This window comes from Candidatus Methylospira mobilis, from assembly GCF_009498235.1.
Classification (GTDB): Bacteria; Pseudomonadota; Gammaproteobacteria; order Methylococcales; family Methylococcaceae; genus Methylospira; species Methylospira mobilis.
On sequence record NZ_CP044205.1, the window covers coordinates 429,135 to 447,893 of the forward strand.

The window sequence follows — 18,759 nt, forward strand, 5'->3', positions numbered from 1 at the left end:
TCCGGGCAGTCGCTGTGAAACGGGCTTGCAGGTTCAACGGCTAATTTGCGTCTTCATTCATGGATTATCCGATAGACAAACGTGCTGAAAAGTCGGATGATGCCGCACTTCCTTCATAGTTTGCACAACTCCTCGTTGTATTTGTAGATATAGCCATGCGGCCAGATTCCAACACCAGCGTACCAAGCCTGATCGACCGGTTTGGACGCAGTATCAACTACCTGCGTATTTCGATTACGGATCGCTGCGATTTTCGCTGTGTCTACTGCATGAGCGAAAATATGACCTTCCTGCCGCGCGCGCAACTGTTGACGCTGGAAGAAATGCTATGGATCGCGCAGGCATTCGTCGAGTTGGGCGTGAGCAAGATCAGGATTACCGGTGGCGAACCATTGATACGGCGCGGCGCGCTCCCTTTTATGAGGCAAGTCGGGCTGCTTCCCGGCCTGAACGAACTGGTAATGACCACCAACGGTTCGCAATTGTCGGAAAGCGCGGTGGAATTACGTGCGGCCGGGGTCAAGCGTATCAATATCAGTCTCGATACCCTCGATCCGCGGCGTTTCAGGGAAATAACCCGAACCGGAGATTTGCCGCGTGTCCTGAATGGCATTGATGCCGCCATCGCCGCCGGTTTTGAGCGCGTCAAGCTGAATGCCGTGGTGCTTAAAAACCGTAATCACGAAGATGCGACCGAGCTGGCCGCTTTTGCGGTCGAAAAAAAAATCGACATCAGCTTTATTGAGGAAATGCCTCTGGGTAACATAATCGATCATGATCGCAGTCAGTCGTATTATTCCAGCGACGAAATTCGTCGCGACCTGAACCGGCGCTTCATGCTGCTGCCGGTCACCGAGTCCAGCGGCGGCCCTGCGCGCTATTTCCGTATTGCCGGCACAGTCACGCGCATCGGTTTCATCTCTCCGCACAGCCATAACTTCTGCGGCGACTGCAATCGCGTCAGATTGACGTCCGAGGGCCGTTTATTGCTCTGCCTGGGTAACGAACATTCGGTCGATCTCAAGCGCGTGGTGCGTTCTCATCCGGGCAACATGGAAAAACTCAAGGGCGCCATTGTTGGCGCAATGAAAATCAAACCGGAACGCCATTTATTCGAACTGACCGGACAACCTGTTATTTTCCGGCATATGAACGCTAGCGGCGGTTAGCGGTTATGAGCGAAGAAAAGCCTGAAAAAGCAACAATTATTGTGGTGTGCTGTACCTGTCCTCAGGAAAAGGCCGCGGAACTGGCCCGGTTTGTGATCGAATCGCAACTGGCGGCTTGCGTCAATATACTCCCGGAAGTGCGATCGATTTACCGTTGGAACGATAAAATCTGCGACGAGACCGAAAGTCTGCTGCTGATCAAAACCGGGCAGGCGAACTATGCGGAGCTGGAGCGCAGTTTGCGCGAGCGCCATCCATACGAGGTGCCTGAAATTGTCGCGATACCGATAGAACGGGGTCTTCCCGATTATTTACAGTGGGTAGCTTCATGCATAGGTACAGACGCTTGCGCCGGCTGACATTGTTACTGCTGTTTTTCACCGGCTGTTCGTATGCCGCCGATCCTTTATCGATCCTGCAGTCCGGCGCACAGAAAGCGGCCGGACTTTTTCAGCAGGACGATTTGCTGCCCGCGGATCAGGCTTTTCATTTTATAGCTGAAATCAAGGATAGCCGCACGCTGCGCGTGAGCTGGCAGATAGCCGAAGGATATTATCTCTACCGCGAACGTTTCATGTTTTCCTTGATCGATAGCCCCGGCGTCGAACTGCAAACGCCGCATATGCCCGCTGGAAAACAAAAACAGGAAGACAACGGCCCGGTAGAAGTCTATTATCATGAGGTCAGCTTCGATCTGCCGCTGCAGCGCAACGCAAACGCCGCGGTTAGCGTAAAGCTGCATGCCCGTTTCCAGGGGTGCGCCGAGCGCGGTGTCTGCTATCCGCCCATGGAAAAAAACGAGGTTCTGGATTTGCCTGTCTATATCGCCGGAGATGCTGCAAACCCGGCACAAAACCGGCCATCGGCTACAACATCTGCGGTTGCTCCGCTTTCCTCGTCCATGCATTCCGCCTTGATGTTGCCCGCAGCCATACTGCTGATAATAACAGCGGTTTACTTCGGGGCGTTGGATGGCTTGCCGGCTGCCGCAGACGCAGGTAAACGGCTAAAAAAAGCATTGATGCTGTCATTGCTGATCTGGGGCGTTTTGTTGCTCATCGGCGTAACTGCTGGCAACTCCAACCTTATGAACCCGCTTTCACCCCTTTCTTTCCCATAAGGGAACGCATGCAAAATAGCGAGGATAACTCTTGAAACGTTGGCTGGTTCTATCTCTTGTGATGGCGGCTGCATTTGCGGCCGGTATTTTGGGCGGACACGCAAGGCTCGCATCGTCTCCAAAAGCCGAGAGGCTGGACACTACGCTGTCCTTTTCGGATCATATGGGTAGCGCTCATCGTTTGAGCGAATGGCAGGGGAAATGGCTGGCGGTAAATTTCTGGGCGCCCTGGTGTACCCCCTGTCTTGAAGAGATTCCGCTTTTCACCGAGGCTCAGGCCGCTCTGGGCAGTCAAGGGCTGCAGGTTATCGGCATCGCACTGGACGATGCCGGCAATGTCGCGCAGTACCTGGCTGAAAAACCGTTAAATTACCCGGTATTAATGGGAGATGAAAATGGGGTTGGCCTGGCCGCCGCGCTGGGTAATGAATATGGCGTTCTGCCTTACACCGTTATTTTCGCCCCCGATGGTCATATCGCCCATACCCAATTGGGTCCGTTCCAGCAAACCGAGTTTGCGGACCTTGTTAAAGGACTGATGCGTTAAGGTTTTCTGTAAGCGAGAACGCTTACCGTGCAAATCGCGTAGCGAATACCACCCAGCCTCTCCCTCCGGGAGAGGCTGGGTGTGAGAGAAACCCTTCATGGGGCAAGCGTTTTTTTGCATGTTAAGGGGCTACACTTGCGCCATGAACGGTTAAAAACGAAGTTCCGTCTGCACAAAATAGTAATTGACGTGATTTTGATTGGCTGGGGCGCCGGGCGCTTCTTTGGCGAACCCGCCTTTCATCAATATTTGCCAGCCGACTTGAAATGCAAGATTGTCGAAGGCATCCCAGCGCCCGTTTAATTCCCAGGTTTGGCCCACGTAACTGCCCGAACTGCCGGTCGTGTCGACCAGATTAGCCTGCGACCATCCTGTCGATGACTTGTTATCGGCCAGCCACCAGTATCTGTTGGCAGCGACCAGAGAGAAATCGCGATGCGGAGTCAGAAATAAACGGTAGCCGGGCGTATTGATATTAGTGCGGTTGAACAGCGTCAATATGCCGGTAGGGCCGTAATCGAAGATGGGCGTTCCGAACAAGGGGTCGAAATGAGACGAAGCGTAGTCCCATTGAGCTACCAGGCGCGGGCTCCACGGCATATCGAACGTATAGCCTGACTCGACATGCTGATAAACCGAGCCAATATCCAGCACTGGCGCAGTGGCTGAAATACGCGCGCTGCCTGCCTGGCCGATGGATTCGATTTCGAAGTCCACTTCACCTTTTCCTGGGTGACGTTTCACACGAAAACCGGGCGTATACAGGCTACGGTTCAAGGACGAATAAGTATCGTTCCGGCCTTCGTGCAAATAATACAGATAAAGCTCAGCGCTGATTTGCGCGGGAAATTTTTTTGTCAGCAACGCGCCGGTAAAATAAGCGTCGGTTTGCGGACGATTCCATACGAGATCATTGTGCAGCAACTGGCCGGCGCCGGTAGGCAAAAGCTGTTCGGGGACATTGGCAAAAGCCAGCAGTTCCCAGCCGTTCTTGTCATCGTGCAGGCGTGCTTGCAAACCGGCGAACTGGTAAACGGTGTTGCCGAAGCGAAAGCGTGCGATCAGGCGACGGCTGGCGACATCCATGGTCATCCGGCCGCCTTTTATTTCGCTATCCAGACCGGACTGGAAAATATCGCGACCTATCCAGGCTGCGTAAATCTGAGCAAAATTGCCCGCATTGGACATCGCGCTGGATAGCCTGTCCGGATTGCTCGGGCCATACTGGCGGGCATCCCAGAATTCCACACCGGCGCGGAAGGTTTCGGTAAACCGCGCTTCCGCCCATAGTACCGACTGTATAGGTACCTGGTACTGGCCGGTCATGTCGCCCTTGATCCAGGGCGTATTATAGTTTTCATAACGCACTCGCTCTTCGAGCGTCAGCGAAATCCAGGAAGGCAGCCTGAGCATTTTTTGCAGACTCCAGTCCTGAGCGTCATCCCAGTGCGCCATGCCGGTCAGCTCGTCCTTGCGCAGACTCGCCACCGCGCCCAGCGTCTGGCGTGGCCGGTACTGGTGTTCCTGTGTTGCCGGTTCTTTCGGGTTCTGCTTGATTGACTTACCGGCACAGCCGATATCTGCCGGCTTGCCGGAGTTACACCTGTTTGCGGGAGTTTTTGCCTCGTTAGCGATATATTGAAAGTTCGCCACGCTTTCGGCGTTGGGCTCAACCGTGTCGGCAAAACCGCTTCCCAAAAACAAAACCAGTGAACCCGCCAGAGTAAAAACAAAACAGCGCTTCTGTTTAAAGACTTTCACGGGGTTGAAGTTATGCGACTGCGCGGAGACTTGGTTACGAAGGATACGCCGGGAAGGTAAGCGGTCTGAAGTGTCTTATCCGTAGACGTAATGATTGCGGATAAGGCATGGTATTACATTATACCCGCCATGCAAACGGCAAAAGGTAAAAAAGACTTACTCGCAGGGTAGCCGGTAAGTCTCGTTTCAGATACCGGGTCTAAAATCCTTAAGGCTTAAGTCTGGCAGGTGAAGGGTTGTTTTATAGAATAAAGAAGGCAGTGAATGCGCGCGGTAAATTGAATCGCGGGGATATGGCCGCCTGGGATAGGCGTGGCTGAATAAAAATCGAACTGCAGATGGGATACCGGCCATAAACCTGCCAGGATGAACGGCCTGAGTGATTGCTCTTCCGGTGCAATAATCACGACACTCAGGCTGTTCCTTATTCAAGCAGTTAAATATTAGAAACGGATTTCCGTTTGCACATAGTAGTAATTGACATTGTTTTGGTTTTTTGGAGCGTTTGGCGCTTTCAGGGCAAAGCTGCCTTTCTCCAATACCTGCCAGCCGACCTGAAAAGCAATGTTGTCATGGGCATCCCAGCGTCCGTTCAACTCCCAGGTCTGGCCTATGTAACTGCCTGCTTTACCCGAGGGATCGACCAGGCTTGCCGGCGACCATCCCATGGTCGATTTGGTATCAGCCAGCCACCAGAAGCGGTTGGCCACATAAAAAGTGAAGTCGCGGTGAGGGACCAGAAAAAAACGGTATCCGGGCGAATCGATATTGTTACGGGCAAACAGACTTAGAATACCGGTCGGGCCGTATTCGAATACCGTAGGCGCGTACAGGGAGTCGAAGTGCGACGACGCGTAATCCCATTGCAGCAGCAAGCGTGGATCCCAGGGCATATTGAAGGTATAGCCGCCCTGAACATGCTGCATGATCGATCCGACATCCAGCGTTGGCGCGGTAGCCGAAATACGCGCGGTACCCGCCTGACCGATGGTTTCGATTTCGAAATCGGGTTCGCCCTTGCGCGCGTTGCGGAACACGCGCATGCCGGGGCTGTACAGGCTGCGATTATAGGTATTCATCGGGCCTTCGTGCAGATAATACAGATACAGTTCGGCCTTGGTCTGCCAGGGCAGGTTTTTAGTCAAAAGAGAGCCGGTAAAATAGGAATCGTTCTGTGGGCGGTTCCAGACCAGATCGTTGTGCAGCAGCTGCGGCGTGTTGGAAGGCAATATCTGTTCCGGCACGTTGGCGAAGCTCAGCAACTCCCAGTCGCCGTCGCCGGGGCGCAAACGGGTCTGCACGCCGACAAACTGGTACTGGACGTTGCGAAACGCCGCGCGCGCAATCAAACGGCGGCTGCCGATATCCATGGTCATTTGACCGGCCTTGATTTCGGTATCCAGGTCGGATTGAAAAATATTTCTTCCTATATAAGCCGCGTAAATCTGCGCGAAGTTGCCTGCGTTGACGGTTGCATTGGTCAGCTTATTCGGATTGCTGGGGCCGTATGAGCGCGCGTCCCAGAATTCAGCGCCGACGCGGAACGATTCGGTGAGTCTCGCTTCCGCCCACAGCACCGACTGTATCGGCACGGCATACTGGCCGACCGTGGTTTTCGCTTGCCAGGGCGTGCCATAATTTTCATAGCGGACACGTTCTTCCAGCGTCAGCGATATCCATGACGGCAGCCCCAGTTGCTTGTGCAGGCTCCACTCCTGATGATCGTCCCATTTCGCCTTGCCGGTCAGTTCATCCTTGCGTTGACTTTCCATCGCTCCGAGCGACTGCCGCGGTCTGTAGTCGTAGTATTCCTCAGGAATGGATCCCTGCTTATCTTTCGCCGGCGTTTTGGCCGGGCTGATGCCCTGACCGGCCAGCTCGGAGGATAGCGCTGTACCGTTTTGCGAGGCCGCGGCGCTGGCAGACGCAGTTTTTTTCGGCCTTTGCGGCGCGGCAGGCGAAGTATCGTCAGCGGTTGCGGTCAGGACGGCGCTTTGCTCGTTTGTTACGGCTCCGCTGTTCTGTCCGGAAGGGTCTGCAAATCCGCTGCCGGAAAAAACAAGTAATATCAGCGGAACGAGTGAAAAGCATCCTCTTGGTTTCATGATGATCCTTTGGTGTCAGGTTATCGTTATGTTTTAATAAATATAATTGCGTTTGCATATAAGCGCAACAAACCCGACGGAAAACAGGTTATTTCACGAAAGTGTAATAATCGCTTACAACTCACGTAAGTCCGAGCCTATGCAGGATACGGGAGGCTTGTGGCGAAGATTTGTCAGGCATCCAAATATCAGCGCCGCTTTTCATGTGTCGAAATAGCGTGCATTATATATCATGATTGACATAACGAATAACCTGCAATCATCGAACGCTAAATTTTGGAGATCATCGAATGTTAAAGAAACGCCTTCCCGCCTTATTTCTGATCGGATTATTGACGTTCGCCGCAAGCGGACGGGCAATGGCCGATGTCATGGTTTTTGCCGCCGCCAGCCTTACCAACGCACTGACCGATATAGGCAAGTCCTTCCAGACGCAATATGGAATCCCGGTCAGATTTTCGTTCGCCTCGTCAGGCTCATTGGCCAAGCAGATTGAGCAAGGCGCGCCCGCAGACGTTTTTGTTTCTGCCGATTTGAAATGGATGGATCATCTGGGCAAGAAAGAGGTAATAGATAATGCTTCGCGCAAGAATCTGCTCGGGAACACAATGGTTGTGATCGCGCCGCGCGGAAAGGGATTCCAGGTCCGAATGTCTAAGGACTTCAACTTCGCATCTTCATTCTCCGGCAAGCTTTGCACAGGGGAAACCGAATCGGTGCCTGTTGGCATCTATGCAAAGGAAGCGTTGACCAATCTCGGGTGGTGGGAGTCCATGCATGCCCGTATCGTTGGCACAGAGGATGTACGTTCCGCGCTCAATCTGGTTGAGCGTGGCGAATGCGCCGCAGGCATCGTCTATGAAACCGATGCCAAACAAAGCGGTAAAGTGGACATAGTCGCCGCCTTTCCCGCCGAAACCCACGCAAAAATCGTGTATCCGTTTGCCCTGGTGCGCCACGAGTATCCTTTCAGAGATGGCACATCTTCGGAAGACGCAGTCAAATTTATGAAATATGTGACGGAGAAAGCTGCAAAGGATATTTTTACGCAATATGGATTCACAGTGCTGATTCGATAGCGTCATAAACCCACGCTGTGGATCTGATCTCTTCCATCGCCGCTGCATAAACCTTCATGCAGCCAATACCTTTTATTTAAGGTGATTTCCAGGATAGAACATACCCCTTCTCGCCGCATTATTTCAGCCCGTCGTTCCGGCAGAGCCTGTCTCGGGCTTGCTTGATCCGGGGGAAGGCCCGCGCGGAGAACCCAGACTCCATGGCGTGCCCTGAGCGCAACCGAAGGAATGGGTTCAGCGCAGGGTTCCTGGTCGGCCGGATAGCGGCAATCCATGCCGGCATGACGAACTGCGTAATATCTTTCAAGGAAATCACCTGACTGTCATGGTAGCCCTTTCGGTTCCGTTCGTTTCGAGCGTAACCGAAGAACTCAAGACGGACATGGAAAATCTTAACTTGACGTAATCGGCTTCTGCGTAAGCAGGGCTGTCGCATTCTTCATGAAATGAATTGTTTACTTTATCGATATATCAAATAAGATATGTTGAATGATAGCATCATAACCCTAAATAAAATAGGGTGTAAACAATGGATACTAAAAAAATCGGGCAATGCTGGCCGCAATCGGCAATGGCGGCGACATTATTTTCAATCGGCATGTCGGTAGCGGCTCACGATACGGGCGTGTCATCTTCAACCCTGGCTTCACCTTCATCCGGCAATATGCAGACATCGCAGCCGTCCGGGGGGATTTTTGGCGATGCGGTTGACGCATCCGGATCAGGCGAAGTTCATCTGACCCAGCCGCCGGCCGGGCTCATGGGGGTTTACATGGCCCAGGAAGGGCGCTTCATGTTCAATTACATGCCGATGTGGATGAACATGTCGGGCGATCAGTCCGGCACCGCCAGTATGAATCCGACTCAGGTGGCAACCACCGTGCCGGGCTACCCCAATTCCGCGCAGACCGTGCGCATAGTTCCCACGCAAATGTCGGTCAATGCGCAGATGCTTGGCGGCATGTATGGCCTCACCAAAGATATTAATCTGATGTTGATGGGAAGCTATATGTTCAAAAACATGAGCATGACCACTTTCAAAGGCATGGCGGGTTCCACTCAGCTGGGTTCGACCGAGCTGACTACGGGAGGCTGGGGCGATACCGCAGCGAGCGTGCTGGTCAAGCTGTTTGAAGGCGAGGGGCATGAAGTCCATGTTATCGCCGGCGTCAGCATTCCGACCGGCTCGATTACCGAAACCGGGCAGATGCTGTCAATTAATAACACCATGATGAACATGCGTTTGATGTACGGCATGCAACTCGGCGACGGTACCTACGATGCGCTTCCCGGCCTGGTGTATACCGGCAACTTCGAAAACCTTTCCTGGGGCGTGATGTACCGGGCGCGTTTTCCGATGCAAAGCTACAACAGCCAGGGCTGGCGCATGGGGAACTTCAACGAGGGTACCGGCTGGCTGGGTTACGCGGTTACCCACAATATCAACCTCACGTTTCGTGTAACCGGCAGCACGCAACTGGCAATCTCGGGCGCCGACCCGCAAATTTTTGGCATGTCGACAGGCGTCAACCCCAACAACTACGGTGGGCAGGTGGTTAATGGGCTGATCGGCATCAGTGGAAGAATGCCGTTATCAATGGTTGGCCTTTCAAGAGGAGGGATGCGCATCGCGCTGGAAGGAGGCGCGCCGTTTTACACGTATACCTATGGCGTGCAAACCTCGGAAAAGTGGTTAATCAACCTCTCTGCGGCGGTTCATTTTTAATTTCGGTAACTTTTCAGCAATCGGCTCTGGTGCCGGGGTAAGCGTGTCGATCAATCAGTTGCGCCGTGACTCCAGCCAGGCTGCAATCGGTCTCGCCGGCCTCGCCCAGCTCTTAGGCAGCGCATCACTGCCGCGGGCTGGGGCCGTTACTGAAAAAGTACTTTTGTACGAAAATTGTTCGTCCCTGAACACTGTCATGTCTTTATGGCAACGCGGAATAAAGCAATTCCTTTCGTTGTTCGACAAGAGCGCTTCCTTACGGCTCTAGTCAGAACAGGTTCTGAGCCGGTTGAGGAGGTGTATCAGTATGTCCATATCGCGCCGCTTTGATATTTGCGTCCGGGGGATAAAGCAAGAATGGCACTGATATGAGCGTTGGCACAGCATCTGCAAATAGAGAATCACAATTACCTGGAAGGGGATAGCAACGATGAAAACACGAGGTATCAAAAATGCCATTGGGCGATTGCACGGTGCGCGCAAATTGGGCAGCGCTACGCTGTTGGTCCAGGCCGAGGCGGAAGCCGAACATATTCTCACTCAGGCCAGGTCCTGGCTGGAAAGAACGCCCGCTCCGCCAGAAGGCGAGGAGGATGAGCGCTATGCACCAGTTGAACTGGCCGTCCAGGAACTTGAAAAGGCGCTTGCCGCTCCCGTGCCCGAACTACAGAGATCATAATCCATGTCCGTCGAATCCGCTGTTGCTTATATCAACCGCATGCGCACAGATGAGGTTTTCCGTCATGAAGTCAACCAGTTCGCAGAAGACGAAACCGCCAGTTGGGAGTTCATCGGGTGCAATGGTTACCAATTCACAATGGAGGAGTTCCGCACAGCCCAGGACGAGATCTACAGGGAGCACGGAATTACGCCGCTTTAGGGAAACTTCGCTGGGTTTTACCCAGTGAAGAACAATGTTCAGTTGCTCAATATAAAGCCGATGTATCGGGCGTTGGGCAACTTGAATCTATAGTGTGAGGCGTGTATATTCAAAACGATATATTTATATAGATATATAGTTAGCCCGCAAGTGCCCGCTCACCTGCCCCGACTTGGGAGCCGGCTGTTTCGTTCTCTTGAATGCCCCTCATAAAGACGTGTCGCCCGATGTTCATCCGTCAAATCCATTACCTGCTTGCGCTCGCCAAAACCGGACACTTCGGACGTGCGGCTGAAGCATGCAACGTTACCCAGCCTGCGTTGTCTACAGCGCTGCAACATCTGGAAGAGGAACTGAAAGTAACCATCGTGCAGCGTGACCAGCGCTTTCAGGGGTTTACGCCGGAAGGCGAGCGTTTATTGCAATGGGCGCGTATTCTGGCGCAGGACTGGGAAGGTATGCGCCAGGAAGCGGCGTTGTGCAATCAACAGCTGGTCGGTTCGCTACGCCTGGGAGCCATTCCTACTACGCTGGCAGTGGCGCCCCTTTTAACCGAGCCTTGCCTGGCGAAATTTCCCGGTGTCCGGATCAAACTGGTTTCGCTTTCCATGGAGGATCTGATCCAGCAACTCGATGGGTATGAGCTTGATCTGGGATTGACTTACCTTGAAGACCCCCGCCTCAAAGGTTTCCGGGTATTACCCCTGTATAGAGAGCGCCACGTGCTGTTGGCGCGCGATGCATCGTTCCGGGTAACCTCCGGGCATTTGAGCTGGGCTGATGCGGCGAATCTGCCGCTATGCCTGCTGACTCCGAATATGCAGAACCGCCGCGTCATAGACGCCGCATTTCGCGATGCCGGTGTGTACCCCAATGTGGCGCTTGAAACCGACTCGGTGTTCGCCCTTTATAGCCATGTCCGCTGCGCCGGGCTGTACAGCGTGGTTCCTCACAGTCTGTTGAGTCTGTTCGAGATGCGTCAGGAAGTCACCGTCATTCCGCTGAAACCGGAACTGTCGCGCCCGATCGGACTGATATCACGCAAGCAGGACAACACGCCTCCGGTACAGGAGGCGGCCTGGAATATTGCGCTTTCGCTCGATTTACAGGCGCGTTTCGATACCTTGATAAACGCCATGAATTGACGGATTAGCCCAAACAATTGGCCTGTTTCCCGCTTTCCCTTAAGAATTGCAATGCCCGGCCCGATGGCCGCGACCGCTACTGGCACTGATGGTGATCCAGTGAAATCAATTCATATCACACATATAAAAGGTAAAGAAACATGGCAAAAATCGTTTGTGTACTTTATGACGATCCCGTTGACGGCTATCCAACATCCTACGCGCGCGACGATCTTCCTCAACCGGCGCGTTACCCGGACGGACAGACGCTGCCTAGTCCCAAGAGTATCGATTTCAAGCCGGGAGCGCTGCTGGGCAGCGTTTCAGGCGAACTCGGGCTGCGTAAATATCTGGAGTCAAATGGTCATCAACTGGTCGTAACCTCCAGCAAAGACGGGGCCGACAGCGTTCTTGATCGCGAATTGCACGATGCTGAAATCGTCATTTCCCAGCCCTTCTGGCCGGCTTACATGACTGCCGATCGCATCGCCAAGGCCAAAAACCTGAAAATGATTGTGACTGCCGGCATCGGTTCCGATCACACCGATTTACAGGCAGCGATGGATCGCGGCATCACTGTAGCCGAGGTGACCTACTGCAACAGCAATAGCGTTGCCGAGCACGTTGTCATGATGACGCTGGCATTGGTTCGCAATTACATCCCATCCTATAATTGGGTGATAAAAGGCGGCTGGAACATAGCCGACTGCGTGGCGCGTTCTTACGATCTGGAAGCGATGAATGTCGGCACGGTAGCCGCCGGCCGGATTGGCCTGCGCGTTCTGCGCCTGCTTAAGCCTTTCGACGTTAAGCTGCACTATCTGGACCGGCACCGTTTACCGGAAGCGGTCGAGCAGGAGTTGAATCTAACCTATCACGCCAGCCTGAAAAGCCTGACCAATGTGTGCGATGTTGTTACCTTGAATTGTCCGCTACACCCGGAAACCGAGCACATGATAAACGAGCAGACACTGAAGGACTTTAAACGCGGCGCCTATCTGATCAACACGGCGCGCGGCAAGCTTTGCGATCGCGATGCCATTGTCAATGCGCTGGAAAACGGCCAACTGGCCGGTTATGCCGGCGATGTCTGGTTCCCGCAGCCGGCGCCGAACGACCATCCATGGCGGACCATGCCGAATCATGGCATGACGCCGCATATCTCCGGAACCAGCTTGTCGGCACAGACGCGCTATGCTGCGGGTACCCGCGAAATTCTGGAGTGCTACTTCGATGGACTTCCTATCCGCGACGAGTATCTGGTGGTTCAGGGTGGTCAGCTGGCCGGTGTAGGAGCGCACTCCTATAGCAAGGGCAATGCAACAGGCGGTTCGGAAGAAGCGGTTAAATTCAGGAAGGAAAGCTGAGAATCGCTTACTCAGTAAGTAAGTCGCTCAGGACTTACATGCTGTAAGGAGGGGCTGAACTGATGTTTCCTGGAAATAAAATCAGGAATGGCGGAACAGCCTTCCCATCTGGCTTCCCTCCGGCAGATATGCCCATTTTATAGGTGGGCGCCCACTTTTGCAGCATGTACCTGAAGAAGCTTGGGATATGGCTAAAAATAACTTCCCGAATCTGATGTATCCAGGTTTTCCGGCGGATGCGCTGCGCTTTTCCACCCTTCGTAGGGCGGGAAAGCGCAGCGCATCCGTTCCGGCATAGCCGGGGACAGGAAGTAATTGTTGACCGAACCGTTCATGGCGCAAGCATCGCCCTTATCATGCAAACGCTTGCACCGCGTCCGGCGGGGGAGGGGATTAGGTGTTCGCTACGCGATTTGCATGGTACCCCTTATTGCTTCAGGTATAGACGATGCAATCCTCTCCCACCGGACACCCCTCCAGACATTGAGGCAGCTCGGCTATGCCGTCGCATTCGGTGCAGGCGGCGGCATTGATGCTGTAGTAGCCGCGTTTTTCGACGATGGCGTCGCTGGGGCAGAGGGCGGCGCATTCTCCGCATGCGGTGCATTCGGAGGCAATGATTCTCATGGGCATTTCAAGCTCTCCCGTTTTGTTTTTTGCGCTCAGGCCTCTTGTTCGACCGGAATATATCCCATCGCCCGCCTCATCCATAGCGGAGGGCGGGCGATCATGCGCTGGACATATTCGATGACTTCCGGGATTTCACGGCTGTTTTCCATTTTTACCGGAAAGACATCGAGATTCTTCACGCTGACCGCGTGCAGGTCGCTCAAGCCCTTGCTGAACAGGATCGCGCAGCCCTTGACGGCTTCGACGCGCTCGTTCATGTGTTCCTGGCTCACTCCGCCGCCGGGGTCGCCCATGGAACAGCCCTTGCCGCCGCCGGGACCTTTCTTACCGGCGCCGACGGTTTTGGCGCCGGGTTTGAATTGAACGCAGTCGAGAAATTCGGATGAATCCACACTGACGTCGTAGATCACCAACTGGCGCGCGCTGGCGAAATTGGCGTCGACCTGCAGCAGGTCGTTGGTGGCGATGGCGATTTTCAGATGTCCTGATTCGGGCATGATAGAGCTCCTGACAATTTAAGGATATGGTCAAAAATAACTTTCCCGTTTGTGGCGAGCATGTTGAACCATGAACGGCCCTTCGACAGGCTCAGGGCGAACGGGGTGCAATTCGGGAAGTTATTTTTCGCCATGTCCTGAGGGATGTTTGATGGGGTAGTTCCGGGTGTCGGCCTCAACTCATCGGTAGACCGACAACCACGGTTTCGCGCCCGAAGCGCTGACGAAAGCGATCCGGAAGCAGCAGGCCGCCGGCAGTACGTGCACGCCAGCGCGGCAACGAGTCCAGCGGCAGGCTCTCACGGCGCAAAGCTTCGACCGGGATGATATGCAGGCTATCCTCGAAGATCAGATAAAAGTCGATCGGGTAGCGCGCCGGATCGGAGTGGAAGCCGCCGATCTCGATGGCCAGATTGTTTTCCGCGACCCGATAACGCGGATGGTCGCTGTCGAAACGGAAATGGCGATTCATCGGCATCGCCTGTCTGAATTGGTAAAGGATGCGATCCTCGTCGCTGAAGCGTTTGACTTCGCCGACGATATCGAAGTAATACTGGGTCAGCATCGCCTCGACATAACTTTCGCTGTAGGGTTGATTAAAAGAGTCCAGATAGTAGAAGACGAAGGACTCAAGCAATTCCAGCCCCACGGGAGTAAGAACCAGCGCCAGAGCGCAACGCCGGTAAGTGCAGCTGATGTGGAGCAGGCCGTCGTCCAGTTCCATATGGCCTTCGGGAAACACGCCGGCGATGTGATGGATACGCAACAGCCGGTAAACTTCGGCTACCAGTTTCTCGGTCACGGTGCCGCGCGGCAACGCAAGGTATCTCTGCCAGCTGAGCTGATCCTCCAGCGACGGGTCTCGTGAAATCAGCTGCGTTTCCAGCAACATGAACGCCGCTTCCGTGGACAACGCGTTTCCCGGCCATATTCGCTGTAAGGGTTCGTCGGCGAAGGCCAGCTTTTTCTTTTTGCTGTAAAGTTCGATCTGCCGGTATTCGGGCAGGTGGTGGCGCTGCCCGAAGCGGGTCGAATAGCCGGCCACTATTTCGTCGAGAAAATTCATTCTCGTCCCTCTATTGCATGTACGGGAGGGTAAGCTCCCGGTGCTGATAAATTAAGCGGGCATACCGGCAGCGCGTGCCGGTATGCCGTAGCATAGGTGGGTAATAAGCGCATACCCATCAGGATCTTTTAGCGATTTACCAGGTATTCAATATCCATTCCCGGTCTTTGGTGTATTCCATATGCGCGAACATCGCATTGGCGATCATCTCCGCCAATTCCATGGCGCCCTTGTAGCCGATGGTGGGCTTCCGGTACAGGCCGGCCCTGTCAAAGGTAGGGAAACCTACGCGAACCATTGGAATATTGGCATCGATCGCGATGTAGCGCCCCTTGGAATGGCCCATGATCAGGTCGAGTTTGACTTCGCCCTTGGTGATCTTCTTTTCCAGGTCCCACAGGTCGGCGTTGTGAATGATCTCCATGTCGAAATGGGCGGTGTTCTTCAGTTCGGTGATGCGAGGATCTTTTTTATACTTGCTGCCCTGGTCGTCGCCGATCAGCAACAGCACCGGTTCCAGCTCCACTTCCAGGCAGAACTGAGCCAGTCCCAACACCAGGTCGGGATGACCGAAAATCGCGACCTTCTTGTTGGCGAAGAACATATGGGCGAGATCGGCCAGCGCATCCAGCGCGATACCGCGCTCCTTGACCAGCGATGCGGGAATATCCTTGCCGGAAATCTCGCTGATTTTGCGCAGCATGTCGTCGGTGTTCTTGATGCCGTAAGGGGTGTTCACCAGGTGATAGGGGACTTCGAATTCCTTTTGCAGGAATTCGCCGGTGGTTGCGCCTTCATAACGGGCCAGACACAGGCTCGCGGTGGCGTTGGCGCTGTCGCGAAGTTCTTCCACCGTGGTGCGTCCGTGTGTGGTGATGGTCTTGTCCGGCATCATCGGCGAATCGAATTCCTCGGTATCCATGAACAGCGTCGCGTCCGCGCCCATTTCCTTCAGATAGTACTTCAGCAGCGTGATGTCTCCCGGATTGACCCAGCCTGGAAACAGGTTGAACTTGCCGGTCGGCTCGCCCTTTTGAGCGATGGTTTTCACCATCGATTTCACGCATTCGGCATAGCCGGTGACGTGGCTGCCTTTGAAACTGGGGGTGTGCACCGGCGCCAGATGAACGGTGCGGTCCGGAAATTCGGCCTTCAGCGCGCGGGTGCAGTTCTTGATGGTGCCTTCGATGTCGTCGCCGATCACTTCTGTGGAACAGGTGGTGATGATCGGAATTACGCGCAGGTTGGGATAGCGCTTGGCCAGTACCATCACGCCTTCCTCCACGCGCTTGACGCCGCCGAACACGGCTGATTCCTCGTGCAGGGAGGTGGAAGCGATGTCGAAGTTTTCCTTGAAATGCTGGGCGAACAACAGACGGACGAACATGGTGCAGCCTTGCCCGCCATGTACCAGCGGTATGCAGTCCTTGACGCCGATGCCGGCATATTGCGCCCCGGCGGGTTGGCAATCGTACATCGGGTTGATGATGCCGCCCCGGTTTTTCGGGACCAGTTTTACTTCGGCCGGTTTGTGTTCGACCGCTTCACATTCGCATGTGCTCATGAGTTTCTCCTTTGCGGAACGGACGGAATGGCCCGCCCGCTGTACGCTTGATTAATACAAGTGATGGCTGAGTTCCCGGTTGGTGGAACGGGTTATGGCGGTATCTATCAGCCGCGCCTTCAGGCCGTCGAGCAGCACGCGGCTCTCGATTTCGTCTATGCCTCTGAGCCATGGGTAACGCTCCTTCAAGTCGCTGACCATGATTTTCGCATCGGCGTAGTGGAGCTTTTTCATTGGCGTGTCCCGTTCCGGTTCATTGTCGGCGAGCAGGGCAGCTACCTGGTTGAGTACGCCGTCGATGTTTTCCTGGCGGTCCCAGGTGCGCGAGAAAAACTGCCATAAACAGCGTTCCTGCACATAGCCGAACAGATCTTCGATTTTGTCTTCCAGTATCATGCCGCCTCCCGCCGGATCGTCGGCGTTTCCAGTGACTTGTTGCGGATATCGACGCCGGCCAGATGGCGCAATGGGTTATAGACCGCGTTATAGGTATCGCGAGCCAGATTGACGAAACCTTCGAATCCCATATAGGGGCCGTTGTGGTAGCCGTGCCCGTTGACGTAGGGTATGTGCAGCTTCTTTACCAGTTCGCCGACGCGGGGGCCGGTGAAAATGACGTCCGGCTTGACCAGCTCGATGATCTCGAAGAATTCCAGTTCATTGCCGTCGTCGATGTAGTACGTGCCTTCGCGTCCGCGAGCGATAACCTTCTCGAAATCCTCCTCGTGGCCGAACTTGGAAGACATCGCCACCACCTGGATGCCGAGGTCGTCTTCGACGGATTTGGTCCAGTGCCACAGGCGCGGGCCACCGGTCCAGATCGCCATCCTGGTTCCCGACAGGCGTTCCTTGTACCAATCCAGTTTTGATTTCCATTTGGCGTACTCTTCGGCGATCAGCTCTTCGCCTTTTTCTTCTATGCCGAAGAACGCGCAGATTTTACGTATGCCTTCGGCCATGTAGCTGAAACCCCAGGAGTCGATGTCCAGACGTGGTATGCCATAGCGCTTCTTGAGTTCGTTGGCGATATAGCCGGACGAGCGCGCGCAGTTCACCACGTTCAGTTGCGCGCGGTGCATGCCGCGCAGCGCATCGTAGGTGCCGTTGCCGGTAAAGTGCGCAATGACCTGGATGCCGAGCCGGTCCCAATAGGTTTGCAGCAGCTGGGTATCGCCCTGAATGTTAAAGTCGCCGATGAAATTCATCGTGTAATCGCTGGTGATCTCCGGTTCCAGCGTCGCTACTTTTTCGTTGATCCAGCCGATGTTGAGTACATGGTGTCCCTTGGACTGCGAGACGCCGGAGAAGCCGGGGCATTCCACGGTGAAAACATCGACGTCGGGCCTATCTTTCATCACCTTTTTTGCCACCGCCTTGATATCGTCGCCGATCAGCGCAGTAGGGCAGGTGGTGTAGACGATCATGCGTTTGATGTCCGGCATTTCGTCGAAGGCTTCGTTCATACTCTGTTCCAGACGCTTTTCGCCGCCGAATACGACGTGGCTTTCCTTCATATCGGTGGACCAGACGTATTTCATGTTGAAGTGGCCGTTATCGGTCGGGTAGCGCTTGGTGTGCCAGGTGTCGTAAGCGCAGCCCAGCGGGCCGTGTATCATTTGTATGGTGTCCTTGAGCACGCCGCCGATTACCAGTTTGGCGCCGCAGAACGCGCATCCGCGTTCGGACAGGGTTCCCGGTATGGTCGCGGCGTTGGCTACCGGGAGATATTCGCGGGTATCCTCGTTCGGCGCTTTCAGATAAATGTGCTTCTGGCGCTCCGGAATATCCTTGTCGCAAGTTAATAAGACCATGGGCATGGTGTTGACTCCTCTAGTGGTTCGGTTTTGATTTCGGCAAAACCGAGAGTAATGACAGTTAACAGCAACGCGTAACGATTCAGCAAACCCGCTGGAGCGGGAAGTGAGGTGAGTCAAGGCGAGGCCTTCTGCGCCCACGAATGGGCGCAGATAGCTCTCCGGGACGGACTTGCAGCATGTCTCGAATGGCTTGCCTCTCTTCCGACTGCTTCGAACATGGCTCAACGGCACTTACTGAATAGTTACAGCAATTCTTACAACGCATGCTCCATGCCAGTTTTAAATTCGCTGCGGTATTCGGGAGAAC

Annotated in this window: 18 protein-coding genes; 10 read left to right on the forward strand and 8 right to left on the reverse strand. The window is 54.4% G+C overall.

Annotation, left to right across the window (positions count from 1 at the left end):
- Nucleotides 1–155 precede the first annotated feature (155 nt).
- Genes moaA through F6R98_RS01695 form a run of 4 tightly spaced genes read left to right on the forward strand, consistent with a single transcriptional unit; the run spans nt 156 to nt 2,836 of the window.
- On the forward strand, nt 156–1,169 hold the full coding sequence (gene moaA / locus F6R98_RS01680; RefSeq protein WP_153247471.1) for a GTP 3',8-cyclase MoaA: 1,014 nt from the start codon (nt 156–158) through the stop codon (nt 1,167–1,169).
- Between the two features lie 5 nt (nt 1,170–1,174).
- Nucleotides 1,175–1,528 carry a divalent-cation tolerance protein CutA gene (gene cutA / locus F6R98_RS01685; RefSeq protein ID WP_153247472.1) on the forward strand — a complete coding sequence of 118 codons (354 nt, stop codon included), beginning with the start codon at nt 1,175–1,177 and terminating at the stop codon, nt 1,526–1,528.
- On the forward strand, nt 1,498–2,289 hold the full coding sequence (locus tag F6R98_RS01690; protein ID WP_153247473.1) for a protein-disulfide reductase DsbD N-terminal domain-containing protein: 792 nt from the start codon (nt 1,498–1,500) through the stop codon (nt 2,287–2,289). Before cutA ends, F6R98_RS01690 begins: the two co-directional genes overlap by 31 nt.
- Before the next feature lie 31 nt (nt 2,290–2,320).
- A complete protein-coding gene (locus F6R98_RS01695; protein WP_153247474.1) occupies nt 2,321–2,836 on the forward strand; it encodes a TlpA family protein disulfide reductase in 516 nt (171 codons plus the stop codon).
- Nucleotides 2,837–2,986: 150 nt separating this feature from the next.
- Here F6R98_RS01695 and F6R98_RS01700 read toward each other — a convergent pair whose 3' ends face one another.
- Together F6R98_RS01700 and F6R98_RS01705 are read right to left on the reverse strand one after the other, a co-directional pair.
- Nucleotides 2,987–4,597: an alginate export family protein gene (locus F6R98_RS01700; protein ID WP_153247475.1), complete on the reverse strand. Its 1,611-nt coding sequence runs from the start codon at nt 4,595–4,597 to the stop codon at nt 2,987–2,989.
- Between the two features lie 443 nt (nt 4,598–5,040).
- Nucleotides 5,041–6,702, reverse strand: a complete 1,662-nt coding sequence (locus F6R98_RS01705; protein ID WP_153247476.1) for an alginate export family protein — start codon at nt 6,700–6,702, stop codon at nt 5,041–5,043.
- A 290-nt stretch (nt 6,703–6,992) separates the two neighbouring features.
- Between F6R98_RS01705 and modA the strand changes: the two genes are divergently transcribed.
- The 6 genes from modA to F6R98_RS01735 all read left to right on the forward strand — a co-directional run bounded on the left by modA (nt 6,993) and on the right by F6R98_RS01735 (nt 12,878).
- Nucleotides 6,993–7,781 carry a molybdate ABC transporter substrate-binding protein gene (gene modA / locus F6R98_RS01710; protein ID WP_153247477.1) on the forward strand — a complete coding sequence of 263 codons (789 nt, stop codon included), beginning with the start codon at nt 6,993–6,995 and terminating at the stop codon, nt 7,779–7,781.
- Between the two features lie 529 nt (nt 7,782–8,310).
- Nucleotides 8,311–9,507 (forward strand): hypothetical protein, encoded by a 1,197-nt coding sequence (locus F6R98_RS01715; RefSeq protein WP_153247478.1) that lies wholly within the window; start codon nt 8,311–8,313, stop codon nt 9,505–9,507.
- Nucleotides 9,508–9,937: 430 nt separating this feature from the next.
- Nucleotides 9,938–10,186: a hypothetical protein gene (locus F6R98_RS01720; protein ID WP_153247479.1), complete on the forward strand. Its 249-nt coding sequence runs from the start codon at nt 9,938–9,940 to the stop codon at nt 10,184–10,186.
- Between the two features lie 3 nt (nt 10,187–10,189).
- A complete protein-coding gene (locus F6R98_RS01725) occupies nt 10,190–10,387 on the forward strand; it encodes a Nif11-like leader peptide family natural product precursor (RefSeq protein WP_153247480.1) in 198 nt (65 codons plus the stop codon).
- A gap of 227 nt (nt 10,388–10,614) precedes the next feature.
- Complete coding sequence (locus F6R98_RS01730) at nt 10,615–11,532, forward strand: LysR family transcriptional regulator (protein ID WP_153247481.1); 918 nt, start codon at nt 10,615–10,617, stop codon at nt 11,530–11,532.
- Nucleotides 11,533–11,672: 140 nt separating this feature from the next.
- Nucleotides 11,673–12,878, forward strand: coding sequence for an NAD-dependent formate dehydrogenase (locus F6R98_RS01735; protein WP_153247482.1), 1,206 nt, complete (start codon nt 11,673–11,675; stop codon nt 12,876–12,878).
- 435 nt (nt 12,879–13,313) lie between these two features.
- Here F6R98_RS01735 and F6R98_RS01740 read toward each other — a convergent pair whose 3' ends face one another.
- From F6R98_RS01740 to vnfD, 6 genes are all read right to left on the reverse strand, one after another.
- The gene (locus tag F6R98_RS01740) at nt 13,314–13,511 is read right to left on the reverse strand and encodes a 4Fe-4S binding protein (protein ID WP_153247483.1); all 198 of its coding nucleotides are present in this window, start codon (nt 13,509–13,511) and stop codon (nt 13,314–13,316) included.
- A gap of 29 nt (nt 13,512–13,540) precedes the next feature.
- Nucleotides 13,541–14,005, reverse strand: coding sequence for a nitrogen fixation protein (locus tag F6R98_RS01745; protein ID WP_153247484.1), 465 nt, complete (start codon nt 14,003–14,005; stop codon nt 13,541–13,543).
- 175 nt (nt 14,006–14,180) lie between these two features.
- On the reverse strand, nt 14,181–15,071 hold the full coding sequence (locus tag F6R98_RS01750; protein ID WP_153247485.1) for a hypothetical protein: 891 nt from the start codon (nt 15,069–15,071) through the stop codon (nt 14,181–14,183).
- 136 nt (nt 15,072–15,207) lie between these two features.
- Nucleotides 15,208–16,635: a V-containing nitrogenase subunit beta gene (gene vnfK, locus F6R98_RS01755; RefSeq protein WP_153247486.1), complete on the reverse strand. Its 1,428-nt coding sequence runs from the start codon at nt 16,633–16,635 to the stop codon at nt 15,208–15,210.
- Between the two features lie 51 nt (nt 16,636–16,686).
- Nucleotides 16,687–17,031 (reverse strand): V-containing nitrogenase subunit delta, encoded by a 345-nt coding sequence (vnfG, locus tag F6R98_RS01760; RefSeq protein ID WP_228125033.1) that lies wholly within the window; start codon nt 17,029–17,031, stop codon nt 16,687–16,689.
- A complete protein-coding gene (gene vnfD, locus F6R98_RS01765; RefSeq protein WP_153247487.1) occupies nt 17,028–18,452 on the reverse strand; it encodes a nitrogenase vanadium-iron protein, alpha chain in 1,425 nt (474 codons plus the stop codon). The genes vnfG and vnfD overlap by 4 nt, the downstream gene beginning before the upstream one ends.
- Nucleotides 18,453–18,759: the final 307 nt, after the last annotated feature.

Coding starts and splice junctions, on each gene's coding strand:
- F6R98_RS01735 (WP_153247482.1), top strand. CDS start 11,673: ATGGCAAAAATCGTTTGTGTACTTTATGACGATCCCGTTGACGGCTAT.
- F6R98_RS01705 (WP_153247476.1), bottom strand. CDS start 6,702: ATGAAACCAAGAGGATGCTTTTCACTCGTTCCGCTGATATTACTTGTT.
- F6R98_RS01730 (WP_153247481.1), top strand. CDS start 10,615: ATGTTCATCCGTCAAATCCATTACCTGCTTGCGCTCGCCAAAACCGGA.
- F6R98_RS01690 (WP_153247473.1), top strand. CDS start 1,498: ATGCATAGGTACAGACGCTTGCGCCGGCTGACATTGTTACTGCTGTTT.
- F6R98_RS01740 (WP_153247483.1), bottom strand. CDS start 13,511: ATGCCCATGAGAATCATTGCCTCCGAATGCACCGCATGCGGAGAATGC.
- vnfK (WP_153247486.1), bottom strand. CDS start 16,635: ATGAGCACATGCGAATGTGAAGCGGTCGAACACAAACCGGCCGAAGTA.
- F6R98_RS01750 (WP_153247485.1), bottom strand. CDS start 15,071: ATGAATTTTCTCGACGAAATAGTGGCCGGCTATTCGACCCGCTTCGGG.
- vnfG (WP_228125033.1), bottom strand. CDS start 17,031: ATGATACTGGAAGACAAAATCGAAGATCTGTTCGGCTATGTGCAGGAA.
- F6R98_RS01745 (WP_153247484.1), bottom strand. CDS start 14,005: ATGCCCGAATCAGGACATCTGAAAATCGCCATCGCCACCAACGACCTG.
- F6R98_RS01715 (WP_153247478.1), top strand. CDS start 8,311: ATGGATACTAAAAAAATCGGGCAATGCTGGCCGCAATCGGCAATGGCG.
- cutA (WP_153247472.1), top strand. CDS start 1,175: ATGAGCGAAGAAAAGCCTGAAAAAGCAACAATTATTGTGGTGTGCTGT.
- moaA (WP_153247471.1), top strand. CDS start 156: ATGCGGCCAGATTCCAACACCAGCGTACCAAGCCTGATCGACCGGTTT.
- modA (WP_153247477.1), top strand. CDS start 6,993: ATGTTAAAGAAACGCCTTCCCGCCTTATTTCTGATCGGATTATTGACG.
- F6R98_RS01720 (WP_153247479.1), top strand. CDS start 9,938: ATGAAAACACGAGGTATCAAAAATGCCATTGGGCGATTGCACGGTGCG.
- F6R98_RS01725 (WP_153247480.1), top strand. CDS start 10,190: ATGTCCGTCGAATCCGCTGTTGCTTATATCAACCGCATGCGCACAGAT.
- vnfD (WP_153247487.1), bottom strand. CDS start 18,452: ATGCCCATGGTCTTATTAACTTGCGACAAGGATATTCCGGAGCGCCAG.